This window comes from Kribbella sp. NPDC020701 (genome assembly GCF_055562215.1).
Window position 1 is genome coordinate 177,733 of the sequence record NZ_JBVHFT010000013.1, and the last position, 17,951, is coordinate 195,683.

16 protein-coding genes are annotated in these 17,951 nt (G+C 68.1%); 8 read left to right on the forward strand and 8 right to left on the reverse strand.

Annotated features, from left to right (window positions below; all coding sequences use genetic code 11):
- Positions 1–9 precede the first annotated feature (9 nt).
- Both ACZ3HV_RS29100 and ACZ3HV_RS29105 read right to left on the reverse strand, forming a co-directional pair.
- Entirely contained in the window at positions 10–870 is an 861-nt protein-coding gene (locus ACZ3HV_RS29100) for a carbohydrate ABC transporter permease (protein ID WP_465688651.1), read from the reverse strand.
- Positions 870–1,841 carry a carbohydrate ABC transporter permease gene (locus ACZ3HV_RS29105; RefSeq protein ID WP_360376214.1) on the reverse strand — a complete coding sequence of 324 codons (972 nt, stop codon included), beginning with the start codon at positions 1,839–1,841 and terminating at the stop codon, positions 870–872. Before ACZ3HV_RS29105 ends, ACZ3HV_RS29100 begins: the two co-directional genes overlap by 1 nt.
- A 231-nt stretch (positions 1,842–2,072) precedes the next feature.
- Between ACZ3HV_RS29105 and ACZ3HV_RS29110 the strand changes: the two genes are divergently transcribed.
- Positions 2,073–3,179, forward strand: a complete 1,107-nt coding sequence (locus tag ACZ3HV_RS29110; RefSeq protein WP_465688653.1) for a hypothetical protein — start codon at positions 2,073–2,075, stop codon at positions 3,177–3,179.
- Here ACZ3HV_RS29110 and ACZ3HV_RS29115 read toward each other — a convergent pair.
- Entirely contained in the window at positions 3,109–4,389 is a 1,281-nt protein-coding gene (locus ACZ3HV_RS29115; RefSeq protein WP_465688655.1) for an MFS transporter, read from the reverse strand. The two genes, ACZ3HV_RS29110 and ACZ3HV_RS29115, sit on opposite strands and share 71 nt — an antisense overlap.
- Positions 4,390–4,418: 29 nt before the next feature.
- On the reverse strand, positions 4,419–5,027 hold the full coding sequence (locus ACZ3HV_RS29120; RefSeq protein ID WP_465688657.1) for a helix-turn-helix domain-containing protein: 609 nt from the start codon (positions 5,025–5,027) through the stop codon (positions 4,419–4,421).
- 177 nt (positions 5,028–5,204) lie between these two features.
- On the opposite strand from ACZ3HV_RS29120, the gene ACZ3HV_RS29125 reads away from it, so the two are divergent.
- The 3 genes from ACZ3HV_RS29125 to ACZ3HV_RS29135 all read left to right on the forward strand — a co-directional run bounded on the left by ACZ3HV_RS29125 (position 5,205) and on the right by ACZ3HV_RS29135 (position 8,227).
- On the forward strand, positions 5,205–5,570 hold the full coding sequence (locus tag ACZ3HV_RS29125; protein ID WP_360376225.1) for a hypothetical protein: 366 nt from the start codon (positions 5,205–5,207) through the stop codon (positions 5,568–5,570).
- Between the two features lie 72 nt (positions 5,571–5,642).
- Positions 5,643–6,989, forward strand: coding sequence for a class I SAM-dependent methyltransferase (locus ACZ3HV_RS29130; RefSeq protein WP_465688660.1), 1,347 nt, complete (start codon positions 5,643–5,645; stop codon positions 6,987–6,989).
- Positions 6,986–8,227 carry a hypothetical protein gene (locus tag ACZ3HV_RS29135; protein ID WP_465688662.1) on the forward strand — a complete coding sequence of 414 codons (1,242 nt, stop codon included), beginning with the start codon at positions 6,986–6,988 and terminating at the stop codon, positions 8,225–8,227. The genes ACZ3HV_RS29130 and ACZ3HV_RS29135 overlap by 4 nt, the downstream gene beginning before the upstream one ends.
- Before the next feature lie 89 nt (positions 8,228–8,316).
- On the opposite strand, the gene serC is transcribed toward ACZ3HV_RS29135, so the two are convergent.
- Both serC and ACZ3HV_RS29145 read right to left on the reverse strand, forming a co-directional pair.
- Positions 8,317–9,441 (reverse strand): phosphoserine transaminase, encoded by a 1,125-nt coding sequence (gene serC / locus ACZ3HV_RS29140; protein ID WP_465688664.1) that lies wholly within the window; start codon positions 9,439–9,441, stop codon positions 8,317–8,319.
- Between the two features lie 158 nt (positions 9,442–9,599).
- Positions 9,600–10,460, reverse strand: coding sequence for a phytanoyl-CoA dioxygenase family protein (locus ACZ3HV_RS29145; protein WP_465688666.1), 861 nt, complete (start codon positions 10,458–10,460; stop codon positions 9,600–9,602).
- Positions 10,461–10,564: 104 nt separating this feature from the next.
- Between ACZ3HV_RS29145 and ACZ3HV_RS29150 the strand changes: the two genes are divergently transcribed.
- Entirely contained in the window at positions 10,565–11,317 is a 753-nt protein-coding gene (locus ACZ3HV_RS29150) for a helix-turn-helix domain-containing protein (RefSeq protein ID WP_465688668.1), read from the forward strand.
- Here the strand turns inward: ACZ3HV_RS29150 and ACZ3HV_RS29155 are convergent.
- Entirely contained in the window at positions 11,314–12,426 is a 1,113-nt protein-coding gene (locus ACZ3HV_RS29155) for a citrate synthase 2 (protein WP_360376237.1), read from the reverse strand. The two genes, ACZ3HV_RS29150 and ACZ3HV_RS29155, sit on opposite strands and share 4 nt — an antisense overlap.
- A gap of 154 nt (positions 12,427–12,580) precedes the next feature.
- Between ACZ3HV_RS29155 and ACZ3HV_RS29160 the strand changes: the two genes are divergently transcribed.
- The 3 genes from ACZ3HV_RS29160 to pdxH are packed head-to-tail and all read left to right on the forward strand — an operon-like array spanning position 12,581 to position 15,780.
- Positions 12,581–13,174, forward strand: coding sequence for a hypothetical protein (locus ACZ3HV_RS29160; RefSeq protein ID WP_465688670.1), 594 nt, complete (start codon positions 12,581–12,583; stop codon positions 13,172–13,174).
- A 31-nt stretch (positions 13,175–13,205) separates the two neighbouring features.
- Positions 13,206–15,125 carry a hypothetical protein gene (locus tag ACZ3HV_RS29165; RefSeq protein WP_465688672.1) on the forward strand — a complete coding sequence of 640 codons (1,920 nt, stop codon included), beginning with the start codon at positions 13,206–13,208 and terminating at the stop codon, positions 15,123–15,125.
- Between the two features lie 13 nt (positions 15,126–15,138).
- Positions 15,139–15,780 (forward strand): pyridoxamine 5'-phosphate oxidase, encoded by a 642-nt coding sequence (gene pdxH, locus ACZ3HV_RS29170; RefSeq protein WP_465688674.1) that lies wholly within the window; start codon positions 15,139–15,141, stop codon positions 15,778–15,780.
- Here the strand turns inward: pdxH and ACZ3HV_RS29175 are convergent.
- A complete protein-coding gene (locus tag ACZ3HV_RS29175; RefSeq protein ID WP_465688676.1) occupies positions 15,729–17,921 on the reverse strand; it encodes an MMPL family transporter in 2,193 nt (730 codons plus the stop codon). The genes pdxH and ACZ3HV_RS29175 overlap by 52 nt on opposite strands.
- Between the last annotated feature and the right edge of the window lie 30 nt (positions 17,922–17,951).

Below are 17,951 nucleotides of genomic sequence, written 5' to 3' on the forward strand. Positions count from 1 at the left end.
CCTTTCGGGCTAGCCCTTCAGGCCGGTCGTGGCGATGCCCTCGACGATCCGGCGCTGGGCGAGGAGGAAGACGATGAAGGTCGGCACCAGCGACAGCACCGACATGGCCAGCAGTTGCCCGTACGACGAGTCGCCGGTCGCGTCGACGAACCGGCGCAGAGCGACCGGTACGGTCTCGCTGCTGGGGTAGGACAGGTAGATCAGCTGGGCGAAGAAGTCGTTGTAGGTCCAGATGAAGGTGAAGATCATCGTGGTGATCAGCACCGGGCCGGTCAGCGGCAGGATGATCCGGTTGAAGATGCGGACCTTCCCGCAGCCGTCGATCATCGCGGCCTCGTCCAGCGTGCGCGGGATCGTGCGGATGAACTGGACCATCAAGAAGATGAAGAACGCGTCGGTGGCCAGGAACTTCGGCACCACCAGCGGGAGATAGGTGTTCACCCAGCCGAGGTGGAAGAACAGCACGTACTGCGGGATCAGCAGCGCGTGCGCCGGCAGCATGATGGAGCCGAGCATGATGCCGAAGAACACCTTCTTGCCGCGGAACTCCAGCCGGGCGAACGCGTACGCCGTGAGCGTGCAGGCGATCACGTTGCCGGCCACCGCGAGTACCGCGATCAGCAGCGAGTTGAAGTAGAACCGGGTGAAGGTGGGATCGGTCGCGGTCCAGCCCGCGATGTAGTTGCGCGGATCCAGCGAACCGGGGAACGGGTTGAGCTGGGAGAAGATGTCCTTCTCGTCCTTGAAGGATCCGCCGACCATCCAGAGCAGCGGATAGACCATCACCAGGGTTCCGGCGATCAAGGCGAGGTGGGTCAGCCACCTCCGTCCGCGTCGACGGTCTGCGGGAGCGTGCTGGAGAGTCGTCATCAGCGGTCCTCGTAGTAGACCCAGCGGCGGGCGAGCCCGAAGTTGATCAGCGTGAAGATGGCGATGATCAGCAGCAGCACCCAGGCCATCGCGGAGGCGTAGCCCATGTTGAGGTTCGTGAAACCCTGCTGGTACAGGTAGAGCGTGTAGAACAACGTGGAGTCCGACGGGCCACCGCTGCCGCCGCTCACGACGTACGCCGGGGTGAAGGCCTGGAACGCCTGGATGATCTGCAGCACCACGTTGAAGAAGATGATCGGTGTCAGCAGCGGCACGGTGACCGACCAGAACCGCCGCCAGGCGTTCGCGCCGTCCACCGAAGCCGCGTCGTACAGCTCCTGCGGGATCTGTTTGAGCCCGGCCAGGAAGATCACCATCGGCGAGCCGAACTGCCAGATGTTCAGCAGCACCAGCGTGTAGAGGGCCGTGTCAGGGTTGGAGATCCAGCTGCGGCCGGCGACGCCGAAGAACGCGAGGAAGGCGTTCAGGACGCCGTCGTCGTCGAACAGCTGGCCCCAGATCACCGCGATCGCGACGCTGCCGCCGAGTAGCGAGGGGATGTAGTAGATCGACCGGTACCACGCCATCCCGCGCAACGGGCGGTTCAGCATGACGGCGACGGCCAGGGCGAATCCCAGCTGCAGGGGGACCGTCAGGGCGACGTAGATGAAGGTGACCTTCAACGACTGCAGGTAGCGCGGGTCGTCGGTGAACATCTTCACGTAGTTGCCGAAGCCGTTCCAGGCGGGTGGCTGCAGGAGGTTGAACTTGGTGAACGACAGGTACAGGGACCCGAGCAGGGGACCGGCCGTGAGCAGCAGCAATCCCACGAACCACGGGAGCAGGAAGAGATAGGCGACGCGATCGGTTCGCCTGCGGGGTTTCGGCCGTGCTGCCGGGGTACCGCCGGCCGGGATTTCGGCTGTCCGTTCGCGGCCGGCCGGAGCAGAGATCTCGGTTCTGATGCTCATGGTGGCCTCCTCTCAGGGGCCTTCTTCACCGATGTAGAAACGGGCTGGAAAATCGGCCGAAGCCTTCAGATCGGGTGTCTGGAAGTGCTCCGGCCGGTGGTGTGAGTTCTCACTTGGTGGAAGTGGTGTTCCACTACGCGAGAGAGTAGGACGGCTCCGGAGGATGCGCAAGAGCGCAGTGGATTCGTATTCATCAGCGTGAATCCACAGCCCCCGCTAAGGTTCTGGCGCATGAGCTCCAGTGCGCGGTCCTCATACCTGATGCGGGCCGGTCTGGTCCGCAACGTGCGGTCGGCGGAGCACCTGACCACCTTCGTGGTGTCCGGCGTGGCGACGGTCCTGGTCACCCGGCTGATCCTCAGCCTGAGCGGCTACCCGCAGATCGGCGGGAAGGGCCTGCACATCGCCCACGTGCTCCCGGGCGGCCTGCTGATGCTGATCTCGATCTCGCTGCTGCTCGGGTACGTCGGTCCCGTCGTACGACCCGCGGCCGCACTGGTCGGCGGCGTCGGCTTCGGCCTGTTCATCGACGAGGTCGGGAAGTTCGTCACCTCGGACAACGACTACTTCTACCAACCGACCGCGGCGATCGTGTACGTCGTCTTCGTGCTGATCGTGCTCGCGACCCGGTTCCTCACCACGCGGCGGCCGATTGATCCGCGCGAGCAGCTCGCGAACGTGATCGACCACGCGGTCGAGGGTGTGGCGGGCGGCCTGTCCCGGCGCCGGCTCGCGCAGGCCTCGGAGCAGCTCCGTCAGGTGGGGCCGGAGGTGGCCGGTCGTCGCGAGACACGTGAGCTGCTGGCGGCCTGCCCCGCCGACGAGGTGGAGCTTGCCGCTCCGGTGGACGCCGGGTGGCGGGCCATCCAGCGGGGGTTCGACCGGCTGGCCACGCATCCACTCGCGCCTCGGGTGGCGGTCGTCGTACTGGTCATCCAGGCGATCGGTGCGCCGGCGATCGCGGCCGCGGTCCGGTTCGACAACGGTCTGTACACCGACTTCCCGGTGCTCGGAGTGGCAGCCGGGAGCTTGCTGTCGGCATCTTTCACGGCGCGCGGTGCATGGCAGCTGCGGAAGGGGAACCGGGCCCGGGCGGTCCGGTTGTTCGAGCTGGCGGTGCTGACGTCGCTGTTGGTGACCCAGGTGTTCCAGTTCGCCGGGACACAGTTCGCCGCGGTGTTCGGGATGCTCCTCGATCTGGTGCTGCTCGGCCTGCTGAAGGCCGAGCGCGACCGGCTGCGACGCAAGCAGACTGAGGTCAGCAAGGCTAAGACGATGCGACTGCCACCGGATCCTTCGGAGCCGCCGTTTCCGCAGGACCCGTCGGATCCTGTGTAGCCTTCCAGTTCTCGTGGCGGCCGATCAGCACCGGTGACATGGTCGCAACGAGGTAGACCGCGCCGGCTGCGAGCAGTGCGGGCGCCAGGCCGATACCGGCGATCGCAGCGCCCGCCACGATCCCGCCGAGTGGCACGCCGGTCCAGCAGACTGCGTCGGCCAGTGAGCTGACCCGGCCCAGCATCGGGCGGGGGATCCGCTCGATGAACAGCGCCCCGAGCACGGGGTTGATGAAGCCGGCTCCGATCCCACCGACCGCGTAGATGGCCATCACTGCCCAGATCGGAGCGTCGAACGCCATCACGACGAAGCGCGGCGCACCACAGATCAGGAATGCGACCGTGAAGACCAGTTTGCGCGGGATGCGCTCGCCGACGGCGGACGCGAGCAGTGCGAACAACGTGGCGGTCACTCCGAACGACGTGAGGATCAGGCTGGTGTGGCCGGGCCCGAAGCCGTGGTCCTTGATCCAGACGGGAAGCAGTACGGCGCCGACGGCCGCATCGAGGAGGTTGGTCACGGCGATCATCACCACGAGCGGCATCATCAGCTTGTCCTTGCGGAGAAACCGCCAGCCCTCCAGGAGCCTTTCGCCGTACCCGTCCTCGGTCTTGACGGTCTTCTCGTGGTGCCGGGGGATCCAGCAGTAGATAAGTACGGCGCAGACGCCGAAGGACGCGGCGTCGATCCACAGGGCGTTGACCGTTCCGACGAGGGTGATGAGTCCGCCGGCCAGGGCGTACGCGAAGAAGCTGGCCAGGCGTTCCGTCGTACTCTCCAGCCCGGTCACGCGCTCCAACGGGACCCTTGCTGCCCGCGCGATGTCGGGAATCAGCGTGCCCTTGGCTGCATCACCTGGTCCCCGGAGTGCTCCTGCGATGGCTACCAGGGTGAGCAAGATTGGAAACGACAGCATGTGCAGCGTGTGCAGCAAGGGGATCAGGGCAACTACTCCGGTACTCGCGATGTCCGCGAGCACGCTGATCCGCCGGGCACCCACACGGTCGATCAGCGGGCCGCCGATCGCCTTGACCAGCACCAGCGGGCCCATCTCCGCGAGTGCGACGATCCCTGTCTTTACAGGCGATCCCGTGGTCGTCAGGACGAACCATGGAATCGCGATGGCGCTGACCCGGGTCCCGCAGATGGACACGACGTTCGCCACCAGGAATGCGACCAACGGCGCCCGGTAGCGCGTCTCATCACCCATGTTCCTCACCTTTCTTGGGGTCGCAGCACTCAGCGGGTCTCGCGTGGGTAGGCCTGGATCTGCACCGTGACCTGCTCGGCGCCATCCGGCAGCGGTGCGGTCAGATCGGGTGTCTTGTACTTCTCGAACACCGCCATGACCTCGCGCATCATCGCGGCCATCTCCTCCGGCCGCAGATGGAACATGTAGTCGGACAGCATGCTGGCTTCCTGCCACTCCGGCGGCAGCGTCTGCATCGCGTCGATGAAGCCGAACATGTTCTCGGCGTACGTCTGCCCGATGCCGTGCAAGAACCCCAGCGCCAGCTCGGGCTCCTGATCCAGCAGCTCGGCGGCGTCGAACTCGGTCCCCTGGTGTGCCGACTTCCACCACCGGTCCCGCGCGTTCCCGCGGCTGTCGTCCTCGACCACCAGCCCCGCCTCGGCCAGCTGCCGGAGGTGATAGCTGGTGGCGCCGGTGTTCACCCCGAGCCGTCCCGCCAGCGTGGTGGCCGTCTGCGGCCCGTAGATCCGCAGCAGCCCGAGCATCCGATTCCGCATCGGATGCGCCAGCGCCCGGACCAGATGCCGGTCCAGCCGGACACTGCTTCCGGCCACGCCCTGCTGGGTCACTTCCTCGGGCTCGTTCTTCTCGCTCATGGCATCGATCGTAGGACTGCAAAGACTCTTTGCAAAGTATTTTTGCAAACAAGTTCTGCGATTGGTTGTCCACAGGTTCCGAATCGGCCGCTGTGGCCGGGTGGAAGCGCGGCATCTTCTCCGGTGAGACAGGGACCGGCCGCGCCGGTCCGCGCCACGAAACGGAGAGACCAACCCATGTTGCGAGTGATGCTCGAGGACGCCGACTACTGCGACGTCCCCGCCGACCTGATGACGTTCGACGACGGGGCGGTGGTGTTCTGGCGCGAGGGCGAGGAGGTCGGCCGGCACCGCCAGGCCCGGATCCGCTCCCTGGAACTGCTGGACCCCCGCTCGATGACCCGCAAGATCAAGGCCGCCCGCAAGAACCACCCGAACGCGTTCCGCCCGTGGACCGCCGACGACGAGCAGACCCTGGCCGAGATGTACCAGAAGGGCGCCACCAAGGACGACCTGGTCGCCACCCTCGGCCGCCAGGAAGGCGGCATCGCTACCCGCCTCCGAGGCCTCGGCCTCCTCCCCGAAGACCAGAAGCTGCTATGAGTTCGGCATCCACAACTGTCTGTCGGCGAGACCTCTTTGTGATCCGTTGGAGCGGTCGGCGACAATGGCGCGATGCAGGCAGAGGTGCACTTGGGTCCCGTCGGCGCAGTCCCGGATGGGCAGGCGACGTCCGGCGGTCCCGCCTCGGTGTCGCAGGAGGAGTCCGGCGCGCGGGAGTCTGGCGCGAAGGAGTCTGGCGCGGGGGAGTCTGGCGCGTGGGAGGTGGTTCGCGCGGCGCTGGTGGACCAGACCGGTCTCGTCCGGGCGCTCGCGTCCGGACGCCGTCGCGGGCTGGAGCCGCCGCACTACCTTCGGGTCGAGCTGCGGTACGTCGACCTCAAGGGGCACCGCCACCTGCAGATCACCGAGTTCGACGAACGCCAGGCCCACACCCGCAACGTCGCGGGACCCGAAGTCGAGAAGGCCGTCGACGAGCTTCTGGACCTGCCGTACGGGACATGGCACGTCGAGACGACCGCCGAGACACTGCGGCTGCGGTACACCAAGAAGGGCAAGGAGCTGCTGCACCGGCAGGAGGACAGCCGCGAGCAGGAGACCAGCCACGACCGGGTGAAACAACGCGTGCTCGACCCGGCCGCGCCGTTCCTGATCGAGCTGGGCATCAGCGACCACCACGGCCGGGTGAAGCCGTCGAGGCAGGCGAAGTACAAGCAGATCGAGGAGTTCTGCAAGCTGCTCGAGCCTGCGCTGGACGAGGCGGTCGCTGCGGGCCGGATCGCGACCGGTCGACCGCTGCAGGTCGTCGACCTGGGCTGCGGCAACGCCTACCTGACCCTGGCCGCGTATCACCTGCTGGCCGCGGCCGGGCACGACGTCCGGATGACCGGTATCGACCACAATCCGGCGGCCCGGAAACGGAACACCCGGGTGGTCGAGGCGCTCGGCTGGCAGGAGCACCTGCGCTTCGTCGACGCGACCATCCAGGCCGCGGAGCTCGACGTACGCCCCGACGTCGTACTGGCGCTGCACGCGTGCGACACGGCGACCGACGACGCGCTGGCGCGGGCGGTCGGCTGGGAGGCTCCGCTCGTCCTCGCAGCTCCGTGCTGTCATCACGACATCCAAAAGCAGCTCAAGAGCGTCACACCACCGGCGCCTTATGCGCTGATGACGCGATATGGCATCGTTCGTGAGCGGTTCGCCGACGTCCTGACGGATTCTCTCCGGGCGGCGGTCCTGAGACAGGTGGGATACCGAGTGGAGGTCGTGCAGTTCGTGGACAGTCAGCACACCCCGCGCAACCTCCTGCTCCGGGCCGCGCGTACCGGCGCCAAACCCACCGCCGAACTCCAGTCCGAGTATCAGACGCTGATCACCGAGTGGCAGGTCACGCCACGCCTGGCTCAGCTGCTGCTTCCGCCGGCCGATCAGGCGGCCGGCTCCGAGGTGACGCCTTGAGACACCTCCGGACAACCTCCGCCCTGACCGCCCCGGTCCGGACTGCGCTGGCCCTGACGGCCGCGGCCTTGATCGCCCTCGCCGGCGCAGCGCTGCCCAGCGCGGCCTCGGCCACCGGTTCGGCGACCGCGACCGCTCCGGTTGCTCACTCCGCTCCGGTTGCTCACTCCGCTCCGGCCGCGTACTCCGCTCCGGCGGCTCACTCCGCGCAGGCTGCTGCTTTGCTGCCCGCGGCGGATCCGACGCCGGCGGCGAAGAAGCTGTTCACGATCCGGGACGCGCGGATCAAGGAGTCGTCGGGGCTGGCGAAGAGCCAGAAACACCCGGGCATCTACTGGACCGTGAACGACTCGAGCGACATCGCCCGCGCGTTCGCCATCGACACCAGCGGCAAGGTGAAGGCGGTCCTGCGGTTCAACGCGCAGGTGAAGGACGTCGAGGCGGTCGGGGTCGGTCGCGACGGCACGATCTACGTCGCGGACATCGGCGACAACAAGGCCAACCGGGACATGGTCGAGATCTACACGATGCCGGAGCCGGAGTCGCTGGAGGATTCCGACAACGTCAAGTACCACCGGTTCGACTTCACGTATCCGGACGGGGCGCACGACGCCGAGACGTTGCTGGTCGAGCCCGGTACCAACCAGCTCTACATCGTCACGAAGACGACGAAGGGCACCGGCGGGATCTACGCGGCCCCGCCGGCACCCTCGCGCGAGGGTACGAACGAGCTGACCAAACTCGCCCCGGCGCCGTCCGGCGCCATCACCGACGGCACGTTCCTCCCGGACGGGCAGCGTGCGGTGTTCCGGACGTACGTCGACATCGCTACCGTCGCGTGGGGTGACACCCCGACGGTGGTCGCCCGCGGCGCTGTTCCGTTCGGCCAAGGGGAGTCGATCGCCGTCGGTCAGACGGACAACACGGTCCTGGCCGGCAACGAGGGTCCCAACTCGGCGGTCTACCAGGTCCAGGTCCCCGCCAAACGAGCCGCCTCACCACCGCCCGCCGGCGCCACCGCGACCCCCAAACCCGCCGCCGGCGCCGACGCGAATGGCACCGGCTCCAGCAAGAGTCACAACCTGCGCTGGATCCTGATCGGCGCCGCCCTCTTCGCCCTCATCATCACCATCTTCACCTTCCCCCCGGGCCGCCGCGAACGCCAAGACCGCATGGCCGAGAACGCCCGCCTCACCGGCCAATCCCAAACCACCCCCCGCCGCCGCCACCACGCCTAGTCCCACCAGCGGCACCCCTCCCCACAGCACGCGGCAGACAGACAACAGCCGCCACCCCGGGAGGGACAGCGGCTGTTGGGACTGCGTGGTTACTTCAGGCGTTCGACTACGTAGTCGATGGCTTGGGTGAGCTTTTCGACGTCGTCGGGGTTGACAGCGGGGAACATGGCGACGCGGAGCTGGTTGCGGCCGAGTTTGCGGTAGGGCTCGGTGTCGACGATGCCGTTGGCGCGCAGCGTCTTCGCGACCGCGGCGGCGTCGATCGTGTCGTCGAGATCGACGGTGCCGATGACGAGCGAGCGGGCGTCCGGGTCCTCGACGTACGGCGTGGCGTACTCGGACTTCTCGGCCCAGGTGTAGAGCCGGGTGCTCGAGTCGGTCGTCCGGCCGACGCTCCAGTCCAGGCCGCCCTGGCTGTTGATCCAGTCGGTCTGCTCCGCCATCAGGAACAGCGTGGCCAGCGATGGCGTGTTGTACGTCTGGTGCTTGCTGGAGTTGTCCACCGCGGTCGCCAGGTCCAGGAACGCCGGGATCCACCGGCCGGCCGCGGTGATCTCCTCGACCCGCGCCAGCGCGGCCGGGCTCATCACGGCGATCCACAGACCGCCGTCCGAGGCGAAGCACTTCTGCGGCGCGAAGTAGTAGACGTCGACCTCGTTGATGTCGACGGGCAGGCCGCCCGCGCCCGAGGTGGCGTCGATCGCGACCAGCGCACCCTCGTCGGCGCCCTCGACCCGCTTGACCGGCGCCATGACGCCGGTGGAGGTCTCGTTGTGCGGCCAGGCGTACAGGTCGACGCCGGCTTCGGCGACCGCGACGGGTCGCGTGCCGGGGTCGGACTTCACGATGGTCGGGTCGGCCAGGTGCGGCGCGAGCTGCGCGGCCTTGGCGAACTTCGAGGAGAACTCACCGAAGCTCAGGTGCTGGCTCTTCTCCCGGATCAGCCCGAACGTCGCGATGTCCCAGAACGCGGTCGACCCGCCGTTCCCGAGCACCACCTGGTAGCCGTCCGGCAGCTGGAACAAGTCGGAAACACCCTGCTGGACCCGGGCCACCAGGTTCTTCACCGACGCTTGCCGGTGCGACGTACCGAGCAGCTTGGCGCCCTCGGTCGCCAGCGCGGCGACGGCCTCCGGGCGTACCTTCGACGGACCGGCGCCGAAGCGGCCGTCCTCGGGCTTGAGCTCTGCAGGAATCAGAATCTCGCTGGTCACCAGCGTTTTCCCTTCGTCGTCTGCGTTCAGAAAGCCGACGACGCTGTCAGCGCACCCCATCCTCCCACACCCCACCACAGGCTCCCGCGCGGGTCTCACCAACCACCGCTCCACCGGGGCCGTCCACGGGTACGGCGACGTACCCGTGGACGGGGGAGTCACTCGTGCTTGCGGGTGAGCTTGTGGACGCCGGTCATGAGCGCGACGGGACCGTCCGGAGTGTCGGTCCACTCGCCACACGCGCCGCCACCCTCGGCGACGTCGAGCTCCAGCTCGGAGCCGTCCATCCGCAGCGCCGGGTGGTAGTACTGCGCCACCTTCTCCGCGTCGCCCTGGATGTAGTGGCCGATCAGCGCGCGCCGGAAGCGGTCGGTGGTGACGTTCGGGTTGCTCCCGTGGACCAGGGCGCCGTGGAAGAACAGCACGTCGCCTGGCTCCATCTCCACCGGTACGGCGCCCTCCGGGTCAGGAAGCGGGACGGTGATGTCGGTGAAGCTGACTGTGGTGTCCGCCTTCTCGGTGCACAGGATCGGCCAGCGGTGACTGCCGGGCACGACCTCGAGGCAGCCGTTCGCACGATCGACCCGGTCGAGCGCCATCCACGCGGCCACGCAGGTGCCTGGCTCGGCCTTCAGGTAGAAGTTGTCCTGGTGCAGCGCCTGGCCGCGGGAGCCCGGCGGCTTGAAGTAGATCATCGTCTGCACCGCGTACGGCGACCTGCCGAGCAGCGCCGTCATCACCTCGTCGATGCGCGGGTCGATCAGCCAGCGCAAGGAATCCTCGTCCCACCGGTGCATCTGCGCCATCCGCGGGTACCGCTTGAGGGGATCCCGGGCGGTCGCGCTGTGCCCGGCGAAGTCGTGGGGATCGGCTCCGCGGTGCCGCAGCGCCATGTAGTGATCCCGCAGTTGGTCGACCTCGTCGATGCCGAACAGCCCGCGCACCAAGGTGTACCCGGTGCGCTCGAACTCGTCCCGGTACACCGCGGACTGTTCCTCGATGTTGTATGAAACGCTCATGCACGACTCCCGCGACTCTGGCTTAGTCTGCCTGTGAACACCAATTCTCCTGCCCGGATCCGGACTCCGGCCACGGAGGATTCACGCGAGGAGTTGAACTTTTGGTGCATCGCCTGACGCTCGAGATCCGCTCGCCGCCGACCTTCTGGCGGTGTGAGCCGAGCTGGTCGTGGACGTCGCGCGTACTGTCCGACCACCTGTTGTGGTGTGTGCTCGACGGCCGCGGGTCGCTGGAACTGGATGGCGAGCGGCAGGAGCTGCACCGCGGGGTCTGCGCCGTGTTCCAGCCAGGGGACGCGCCGAAAGCGACGCACGATCCGCATCGGCGGCTGCTGGTCTTCGGGATGCATTTCGACAGCGACCCGGGCGCGGCGACCGAGCCGCGCTGGGGTGAGGTGATGGACCGCGAGCTCCTCGGGGTGCTCGCGCGTACGAGCGACGCGTCGTACCGCCGGGACGATGCGCTGGGCCGACGGCACGTCGAGCTGTGCCTCGAGCACCTGATCGGCCTGATCTGGGACGCCGCACACAACCCGGGCCGTCGAGCGACCGACACCGCGGTCGACGAGATCGCCCGGCAGTTGCGGCAGGACCCCGGCCGGGACTGGACTGTGGCCGAGATGGCCCGCCGGGCGGCGTTGTCCCGGGCTCAATTCACCCGCCGGTTCGTCGCGCAGTTCGAGATGTCGCCGGCGCAGTACGTCATCCAGTCGCGGATCGACCGCGCGCACGAGCTGCTGACCGAGACCGGCATGACGGTCACCCAGACCGCTGCCGCCCTCGGCTACACAGACGTCCCGTACTTCAGCCGCCAGTACAAGGAACGCACCGGCCGCTCACCAAGTCAGGACCGTTAGGCCCAGTCCGGGTTCCAGCCCACGATGGAGTCGGCCGGGCGGGTGCTCGGGCCGGAGTAGATCGCGGACGGGCGGATCAGCCGGCCGGTGCGCTTCTGCTCGAGTACGTGCGCACTCCACCCGGCGGTGCGTGCACAGGTGAACATCGATGTGAACATCGGCGGCGGCACCTCCGCGAAGTCCAGGACGATCGCCGCCCAGAACTCCACGTTGGTCTCCAGCACCCGATCCGGCCGCCGCTCCCGCAGTTCCGCCAGCGCAGCCTGCTCCAGGGCCTCCGCGACCTCATAGCGCGGTGCCGCCAGCTCACGCGCAGTACGACGAAGCACCCGAGCGCGTGGGTCCTCCGCGCGGTACACGCGATGCCCGAAACCCATCAAGCGCTCACCAGCATCCAGCAAGCCCTTCACGTACGAGCGGGCGTCACCACCGCGCTCTACGCCCTCGATCATCGTCAGCACGCGCGCCGGGGCCCCACCGTGCAACGGGCCGGACATCGCGCCGACCGCACCGGACAGGGCCGCGGCGACATCAGCACCGGTCGACGCGATCACCCGTGCTGTGAAGGTGGATGCGTTCATCCCGTGCTCGGCCGCGGACGTCCAGTACGCGTCCACCGCCTGTACGTGCTTGGGATCCGGCTCACCACGCCACCGGATCATGAACCGCTCGGTGATCGTCTTCGCCTTGTCCACCTCGCGTTGCGGCACCATCGGTTGCCCGATGCCACGAGCCGCCTGAGCGACGTACGACAGAGCCATCACCGCGGCCCGGGACAGGTCTTCCCGAGCCTGTACGTCGTCGATGTCGTAGAGCGGCCGCAGACCCCAGGCAGGTGCGAGCATCGCCAGCGCGGACTGTACGTCGACGCGCACGTCACCGGTGTGGACCGGCAGCGGGAACGGCTCGGCCGGCGGGAGGCCCGGGGTGAACGCGCCGTCGACCAGCAGACCCCAGACATTCTCGAACGGCACCCGGCCGACCAGGTCCTCGATGTCCACGCCGCGGTAGCGCAGCGCCGAACCTTCCTTGTCCGGCTCGGCGATCTGCGTGTCGAAGGCGACCACGCCCTCCAGCCCGTGCTGCACCTCGGTCCTCGGATCTGACATGCGACTCCCTCGTCCTCGTGGTCGGTCCGCGGCCCACCAATAACCGCGCACCGGGCGCCCAGGCAGCATAGTTCTCGCCGGTAACCTCCGGACAGAGGTGTGACCAGCTCGGCACGTCGCGTGGTGGACCCGTTCCACCACTACGCTCGCCGATATGGCAGCCAAGCCCAACCCCGCCCTCGGGCTCCTGCTCGGGATCATCGCCGGTTACGCCGGTATCGTCGGCGCCTCGTACGCCGGTGCCAAGATGCAGATCGTCCGCCAGGTCAGGTTCGACAGCATCGACAAGCACGGGGTGCTGTGGCTTGCGGTGTTGCTCCTCATCGCCGCCGTGCTCGGCCTGCTGATGGCGGGGCGCACGATCGGTGCCGGTGTCATGGTCGGAGCCGGCACGCTGATGGCGCTCGCCGGGCTGGCCGTTCAGGTTGCGCCGATCCGTCAGGTGTCCGACCTGCTCACGCTGTTCCAGGTCCCCGGCTCCAAGATTCCGCCGTACCTGCTGATGGACGGGTCGGTGCTGCTGCTCGGGGTCGTCCTGCTGATCGCCGGCATCGGGCGCTGGATCTCCGACGCCAGGGTTGCGAGACCCCAGGGTCCGGGACAGCTCCAGGACACGGGCGGCTACCCCCCGATGTTTCCGGGACAGCAGCCGCAGCAGTGGGGTGGGTACCCGGGCCAGCAGCAACAACCGCCGCACCCGGGCCAGCCGCAGCAACAGCAATACCCGGGCCAGCAGCCCCCGCGATAACTTTCGCCGCGGAGCCTGCATCAGGCTCTGCATGGAGACGCTGATCGCCTACGCCTTCTCCCACGACGGTGTGGTGCGGGCTGCCGCGGGCCGGGCCCGCGTCGAGGCGTACTACGGCGACCTCTGGGATCACCGGGCCAAGCACCAGGGGTACGACGGCAGCACGATCGGACTGCACGTCTGGGACAGGCCCGACGCCCACTGCTTCTGGCCGTCCTGGCATGACGCCGGTGACCTCCGCGTGGCCAGTCTGCACACGCCACTCGGCTATCAGCGTGTCGTCGGCGATGTCGCGCCGTACGACGCTCCCGGTCAGCTTGCGCGAGCGGTACGGCGTACTCCGGCGAGCTTCCTGGAACTGGCTCCACCGTTCACCATGGCCGTGCTGGACGCGGCGGAGGAACGGCTGGAGCTGTTCACGGACTCCGTCGGTGTCGGCCGTCTGTTCCAGTTGCGACTGTCCGACGGCTGGGTGTGGAGCAACCGCCCGGTCGCAGCGCTGCTCTTCGTCGGTGAGCCCGCGACGGCGGCTGCGCGCGGCTGGAACTTCGCGGCGGCCTGCGGCTGGTTCATGGACGACAGCACGCCGTACGACGGGGTGCTGGCCGTGCCGGGAGCGACACACATCCTTGCCGATGGCAGCCGTCGGCAACGGACGGTCAGCCGGATCGAGACAGCCAGTGTGTGGTCGACGGACAGTCCGGACACGGTGGAGGAGACGGCCGAAGCACTGCAGGACGTGGCGAGGTCGGTGGGACGCCTGTGGCCTGGCCGGCCGACGGTCGACCTGAGTGGCGGCCGGGACTCCAGAGTGGTGGCCGCGGCGTTCCTGGCCGCCGGTGTGGATCTCAAACTCAACAGCTACGAGGCAGTGCCTGGTGAGCTGGAAGTGGCGGAGTCACTCGTCGGTGCGCTGCCAGTCGCTGTCGAACACGTCGTTAGTCGTAAGACTCCGGGGAAGCCGGTACGACCGCAGCAGGTCAAGCCGCAGCCACTGGAGCTGGTGGATCGGGCGCAGCGGTGGCATCGGTATGCGGAAGGGCTTCGGCCGGCGAGCTATCTGTTCCATACGCCGCCGAAGAGCCTGACGTCGGTTGATCATCTGGCGATCGGCGGGGCTGGTGGAGAGGTTGCCCACGGCCACTTCTATCCGGCCGACGTACTGCAACTCGATGCGCTGCCGCTGCAGCGCAAGGTGCATGCCTTCAGCAACCGCCTGCAGGTTCGGCTGACGCCCACCGCGGGGCCGAGCGAACCAGCGCGTGCTGCGGTGGCTGAGCAGATCGAGCGTGTTCTGCGAGACGCGGTGCATGGGGGGATCGAGAACGCGACGATGATCGACTACTTCTACGTGGTCGAGCGGCTGCGGCGGTGGGGTACGACGGGGGAGCGGAGTGGGGTGGTGTCGCCGTTGCTGATCCCGGCGTTCGTGCGGGCCGCGTTCGCCCTCGATCCGTCCGAGCGGGTCGACAACGCCCTGCACCGCGCTCTCGTACGTCGCCTTGTCCCGGAGTGGGCCGACATCCCGTTCTTCCAGCCTGCCCAGGGCGCACCGCGCGGAACGCCTACCCGGATCCGGCGCTTGGCCGACGCGCCCGACCGCGAGCTGATCGAGGACCTCCTCGGCGACGTCGAGGGCTTCGATCCCCGAGCACTCAACACGCTGTGGGTGGCGTCCGTCGCCGGTGCGAGCTCAGCCGCCGGCGAAGCCACCCTCCGCCAAGCTCTCTGGCGAGCCACCTTCGACCACCACCTCGCCGAGATCAACAGTCACTTGCCAGGGACCAGCCCTCCACCCGTTCGGCTGAAGGCAGTTGCGCCGGTTCAACCGAAACCACCAGCCCGGCGACTCGCGCGAAACCCTGCGATCCGCGCCCTTGCCCACACCAGCCTCTGGCGGTGGTTCCGGGGGACTGCGGTTGGGCGCGGGTGGCGGAGCCTCGGCAAGTAAGTAGGCTCGGAGCGTGGATCTTGCGGAGATGCGGCGTGTGTACGGGCTGGGGGAGTTGCTCGAGAGTCAGGTGGACTCCGATCCGATCGTGCAGTTCCAGGCCTGGCTGACGCAGGCGACCGAGGCGGGGTTGCCGGAGCCGAACGCCATGGTGCTCGCGACCGCGGACAACAACGGCCGGCCGTCGGCGCGGACTGTGCTGCTGAAGCGGTTGGATCAGCGCGGTCTCGTCTTCTACACCAACCAGCAGTCCCGCAAGGCCGAGGACCTCGCGGCGAACCCGCACTGCGCGCTCGTGTTCCCATGGCACGCGATGGAGCGCCAGGTCCGCGTCGAAGGCACCGTGACCAAGCTCCCCACCGACGAGGTCGACGAGTACTTCGCCGGCCGCCCGCGCGGTTCACAGCTCGGTGCGTGGGCCTCGCAGCAGAGCCGGCCGGTCGAGTCCCGCGAGGAGCTCGACCTGCAGTACGCGTCGTACGAGCGCCAGTGGCCGGAGGGCACCGAGATCTCGACGCCGTACTTCTGGGGCGGCTACCTGGTCGAGCCGGAGAGGTTCGAGTTCTGGCAAGGCCGCACCGGCCGCCTCCACGACCGCCTGGCCTACCGCCGCACCAACTCGTCCGACTGGGAGTTGCTCAGGCTCCAGCCCTGAGAGCCCTGAGAGCCCTGAGGTTCCTCGCGGAAGCCGTACCGCGACCACCACCGCACCAGCGGCTTCGGCGCCCACCAGTTCGCCCGGCCGAGCAGCCGCATCGTCGCCGGCACCAGCAACGCGCGCACGATCGTCGCGTCCAGCGCGATCGCGATCACCAGCCCGACGCCGATCATCTTCACGAACACGATGCCCGAGGTGGAGAACGCCGCGACCACGATGATCAGCAGCAACGCCGCACTGGTGATGATCCCGCCGGTCCGCTGCAGCCCGAGCGCGACCGCCTGCGTGTTGTCGCCGGTCCGGTCGTACTCCTCCCGGATCCGGCTGAGTAGGAACACCTCGTAGTCCATCGACAGCCCGAACAGGACGGCGAACAGCAGCACCGGGTTGGTCGCGTCGAGGAACCCGGCCGGGGTGAAGTCGAGCAGCCCGGACAGATGCCCGTCCTGGAAGATCCACACCATCGCCCCGAACGCCGCCGACAGCGACAGCACGTTCATCACCAGCGCCTTGGCCGGCAGCACGAAGGAGCCGAACGCAAGGAACAGCAGAACGAACGTGACCAGCACGATGAACCCGGCCATGTACGGCGCCCGCTGCTTCAACACATCAAGGAGGTCGATCACCGCCGCCGTCTCACCACCGACCTCGACCTGGGTCCCACCCGGCGCCGCGACCGCCCGCACACCGTGTACGACGTCCCGCGCGGGCAACTCCTGCGCGGTGTAATGCGTGTGCACGACCACCGACGCGACGCCGTTCTCGTAGCCCCCGAGCTGAGCGCCGTCGACATCGGCAATCTGCCGCAGAGACCCCAGATACGGCGACAGCGCGGCAGCCGGGTCGGCCGGCGGCGAAGAGAACCGCACCGCCACGAAGATGTCCGACCCACCGGCGCCGGCGAAGTCGCGCTGCAGGGTCTCGGTCACGGTCCGCGAGGTCGCACCGGACGGCAACGCCCGATGGTCGACCCCACCCAACTGCGCCTGCAGGAAGGGAATCCCGAGGATCAGCAGCACCGGGATCAGCACGAGCACGTACCGCACCGGCCGCCGCATCACACTGTGCGCAAGCCGATACCAGGCCCCGTGCTCGGCGACAGCCTTACGGGACTTGAAGACCCGCAGACTGTTGACCCGATGGCCGAGCACCGCGAGTAGTGCCGGCAGTGCGGTCAACGCCGCCGTCATTGCCACGACCACCGCGGCCACACCGCCGTACGCCATCGAGCGCAGGAACATCACCGGGAACAGTGCCAGGCTGCTGATCGCGACCCCGACCGTGACGCCGGAGAACGCGACCGTCCGCCCGGCCGTCGCCATCGTCGCGGTCAGCGCCGTCTCCACATCATTGCCCTTGGCAAGCTCCTCGCGGAACCGGGTGACGATGAACAACGCGTAGTCGATCGCCAGCCCGAGCCCGATCATCGTGACGATGTTGATCGAGAAGATCGACACGTCGGTGACCGCGGACAGCCCGCGCAGCAACACGAAGGCGCCCAGGATCGCGAGCGCGCCGACGAAGAGCGGCAGCGACGCCGCGACCAGACCACCGAAGACGACCACCAGCAGCACCAGCACGATCGGCGTCGAGATCGTCTCGGCCCGGACGATGTCGTGCTCGGTCTGGGTGTTCACCTCGTCGAACACCGCGATCTCGCCACCGACCTCGGCGTCCAGTCCGGGCGGGGCGGTCCGGACCTTGTCGGCGATCCGATGGAACGTCGCCAGCCGTTCCTCCTGATCCGCGCCGGTCAGCGTCAGTACGGCGTACGTGCTGTGCTGGTCCTTGGACACGAACACCGGCGACTTGGTGTTCCAGTAGGTCTTCGCGCCGGTCACCTCGGCGGACGGCAACGTGGACAGGTGCTGCTCGACGGACTGCCGGAAGGCCGGGTCGGCGACGGTCTGCGAAGAACTCCGGTAGAGCACGATCACATCGGTTCCGGTGCGGCCGACGTTCTGCTCGATCGTCGCTACCGCGCGGGCGGCCTCGGTGTTCGGCGCGTCGAAGCCGCCGTTGGCCAGTGAGCCGAACACGCCGGTGCCCCAGGCCAGCCCGAGGGCGACGAAGACTCCGGTCAGGGCGAGCACCAGACGGCGGCGCCGGTACGTGAAGTGGCCGAGCGTCTCGAACACGAACTCTCCCCAGGCGGTAGATTTGAGCGG

Excerpts from the sequence above, each read along its gene's own strand:
- ACZ3HV_RS29100 (WP_465688651.1), bottom strand. The coding sequence starts at position 870 with ATGACGACTCTCCAGCACGCTCCCGCAGACCGTCGACGCGGACGGAGG.
- ACZ3HV_RS29105 (WP_360376214.1), bottom strand. The coding sequence starts at position 1,841 with ATGAGCATCAGAACCGAGATCTCTGCTCCGGCCGGCCGCGAACGGACA.
- ACZ3HV_RS29110 (WP_465688653.1), top strand. The coding sequence starts at position 2,073 with ATGAGCTCCAGTGCGCGGTCCTCATACCTGATGCGGGCCGGTCTGGTC.
- ACZ3HV_RS29115 (WP_465688655.1), bottom strand. The coding sequence starts at position 4,389 with ATGGGTGATGAGACGCGCTACCGGGCGCCGTTGGTCGCATTCCTGGTG.
- ACZ3HV_RS29120 (WP_465688657.1), bottom strand. The coding sequence starts at position 5,027 with ATGAGCGAGAAGAACGAGCCCGAGGAAGTGACCCAGCAGGGCGTGGCC.
- ACZ3HV_RS29125 (WP_360376225.1), top strand. The coding sequence starts at position 5,205 with ATGTTGCGAGTGATGCTCGAGGACGCCGACTACTGCGACGTCCCCGCC.
- ACZ3HV_RS29130 (WP_465688660.1), top strand. The coding sequence starts at position 5,643 with ATGCAGGCAGAGGTGCACTTGGGTCCCGTCGGCGCAGTCCCGGATGGG.
- ACZ3HV_RS29145 (WP_465688666.1), bottom strand. The coding sequence starts at position 10,460 with ATGAGCGTTTCATACAACATCGAGGAACAGTCCGCGGTGTACCGGGAC.
- ACZ3HV_RS29155 (WP_360376237.1), bottom strand. The coding sequence starts at position 12,426 with ATGTCAGATCCGAGGACCGAGGTGCAGCACGGGCTGGAGGGCGTGGTC.
- ACZ3HV_RS29160 (WP_465688670.1), top strand. The coding sequence starts at position 12,581 with ATGGCAGCCAAGCCCAACCCCGCCCTCGGGCTCCTGCTCGGGATCATC.
- ACZ3HV_RS29165 (WP_465688672.1), top strand. The coding sequence starts at position 13,206 with ATGGAGACGCTGATCGCCTACGCCTTCTCCCACGACGGTGTGGTGCGG.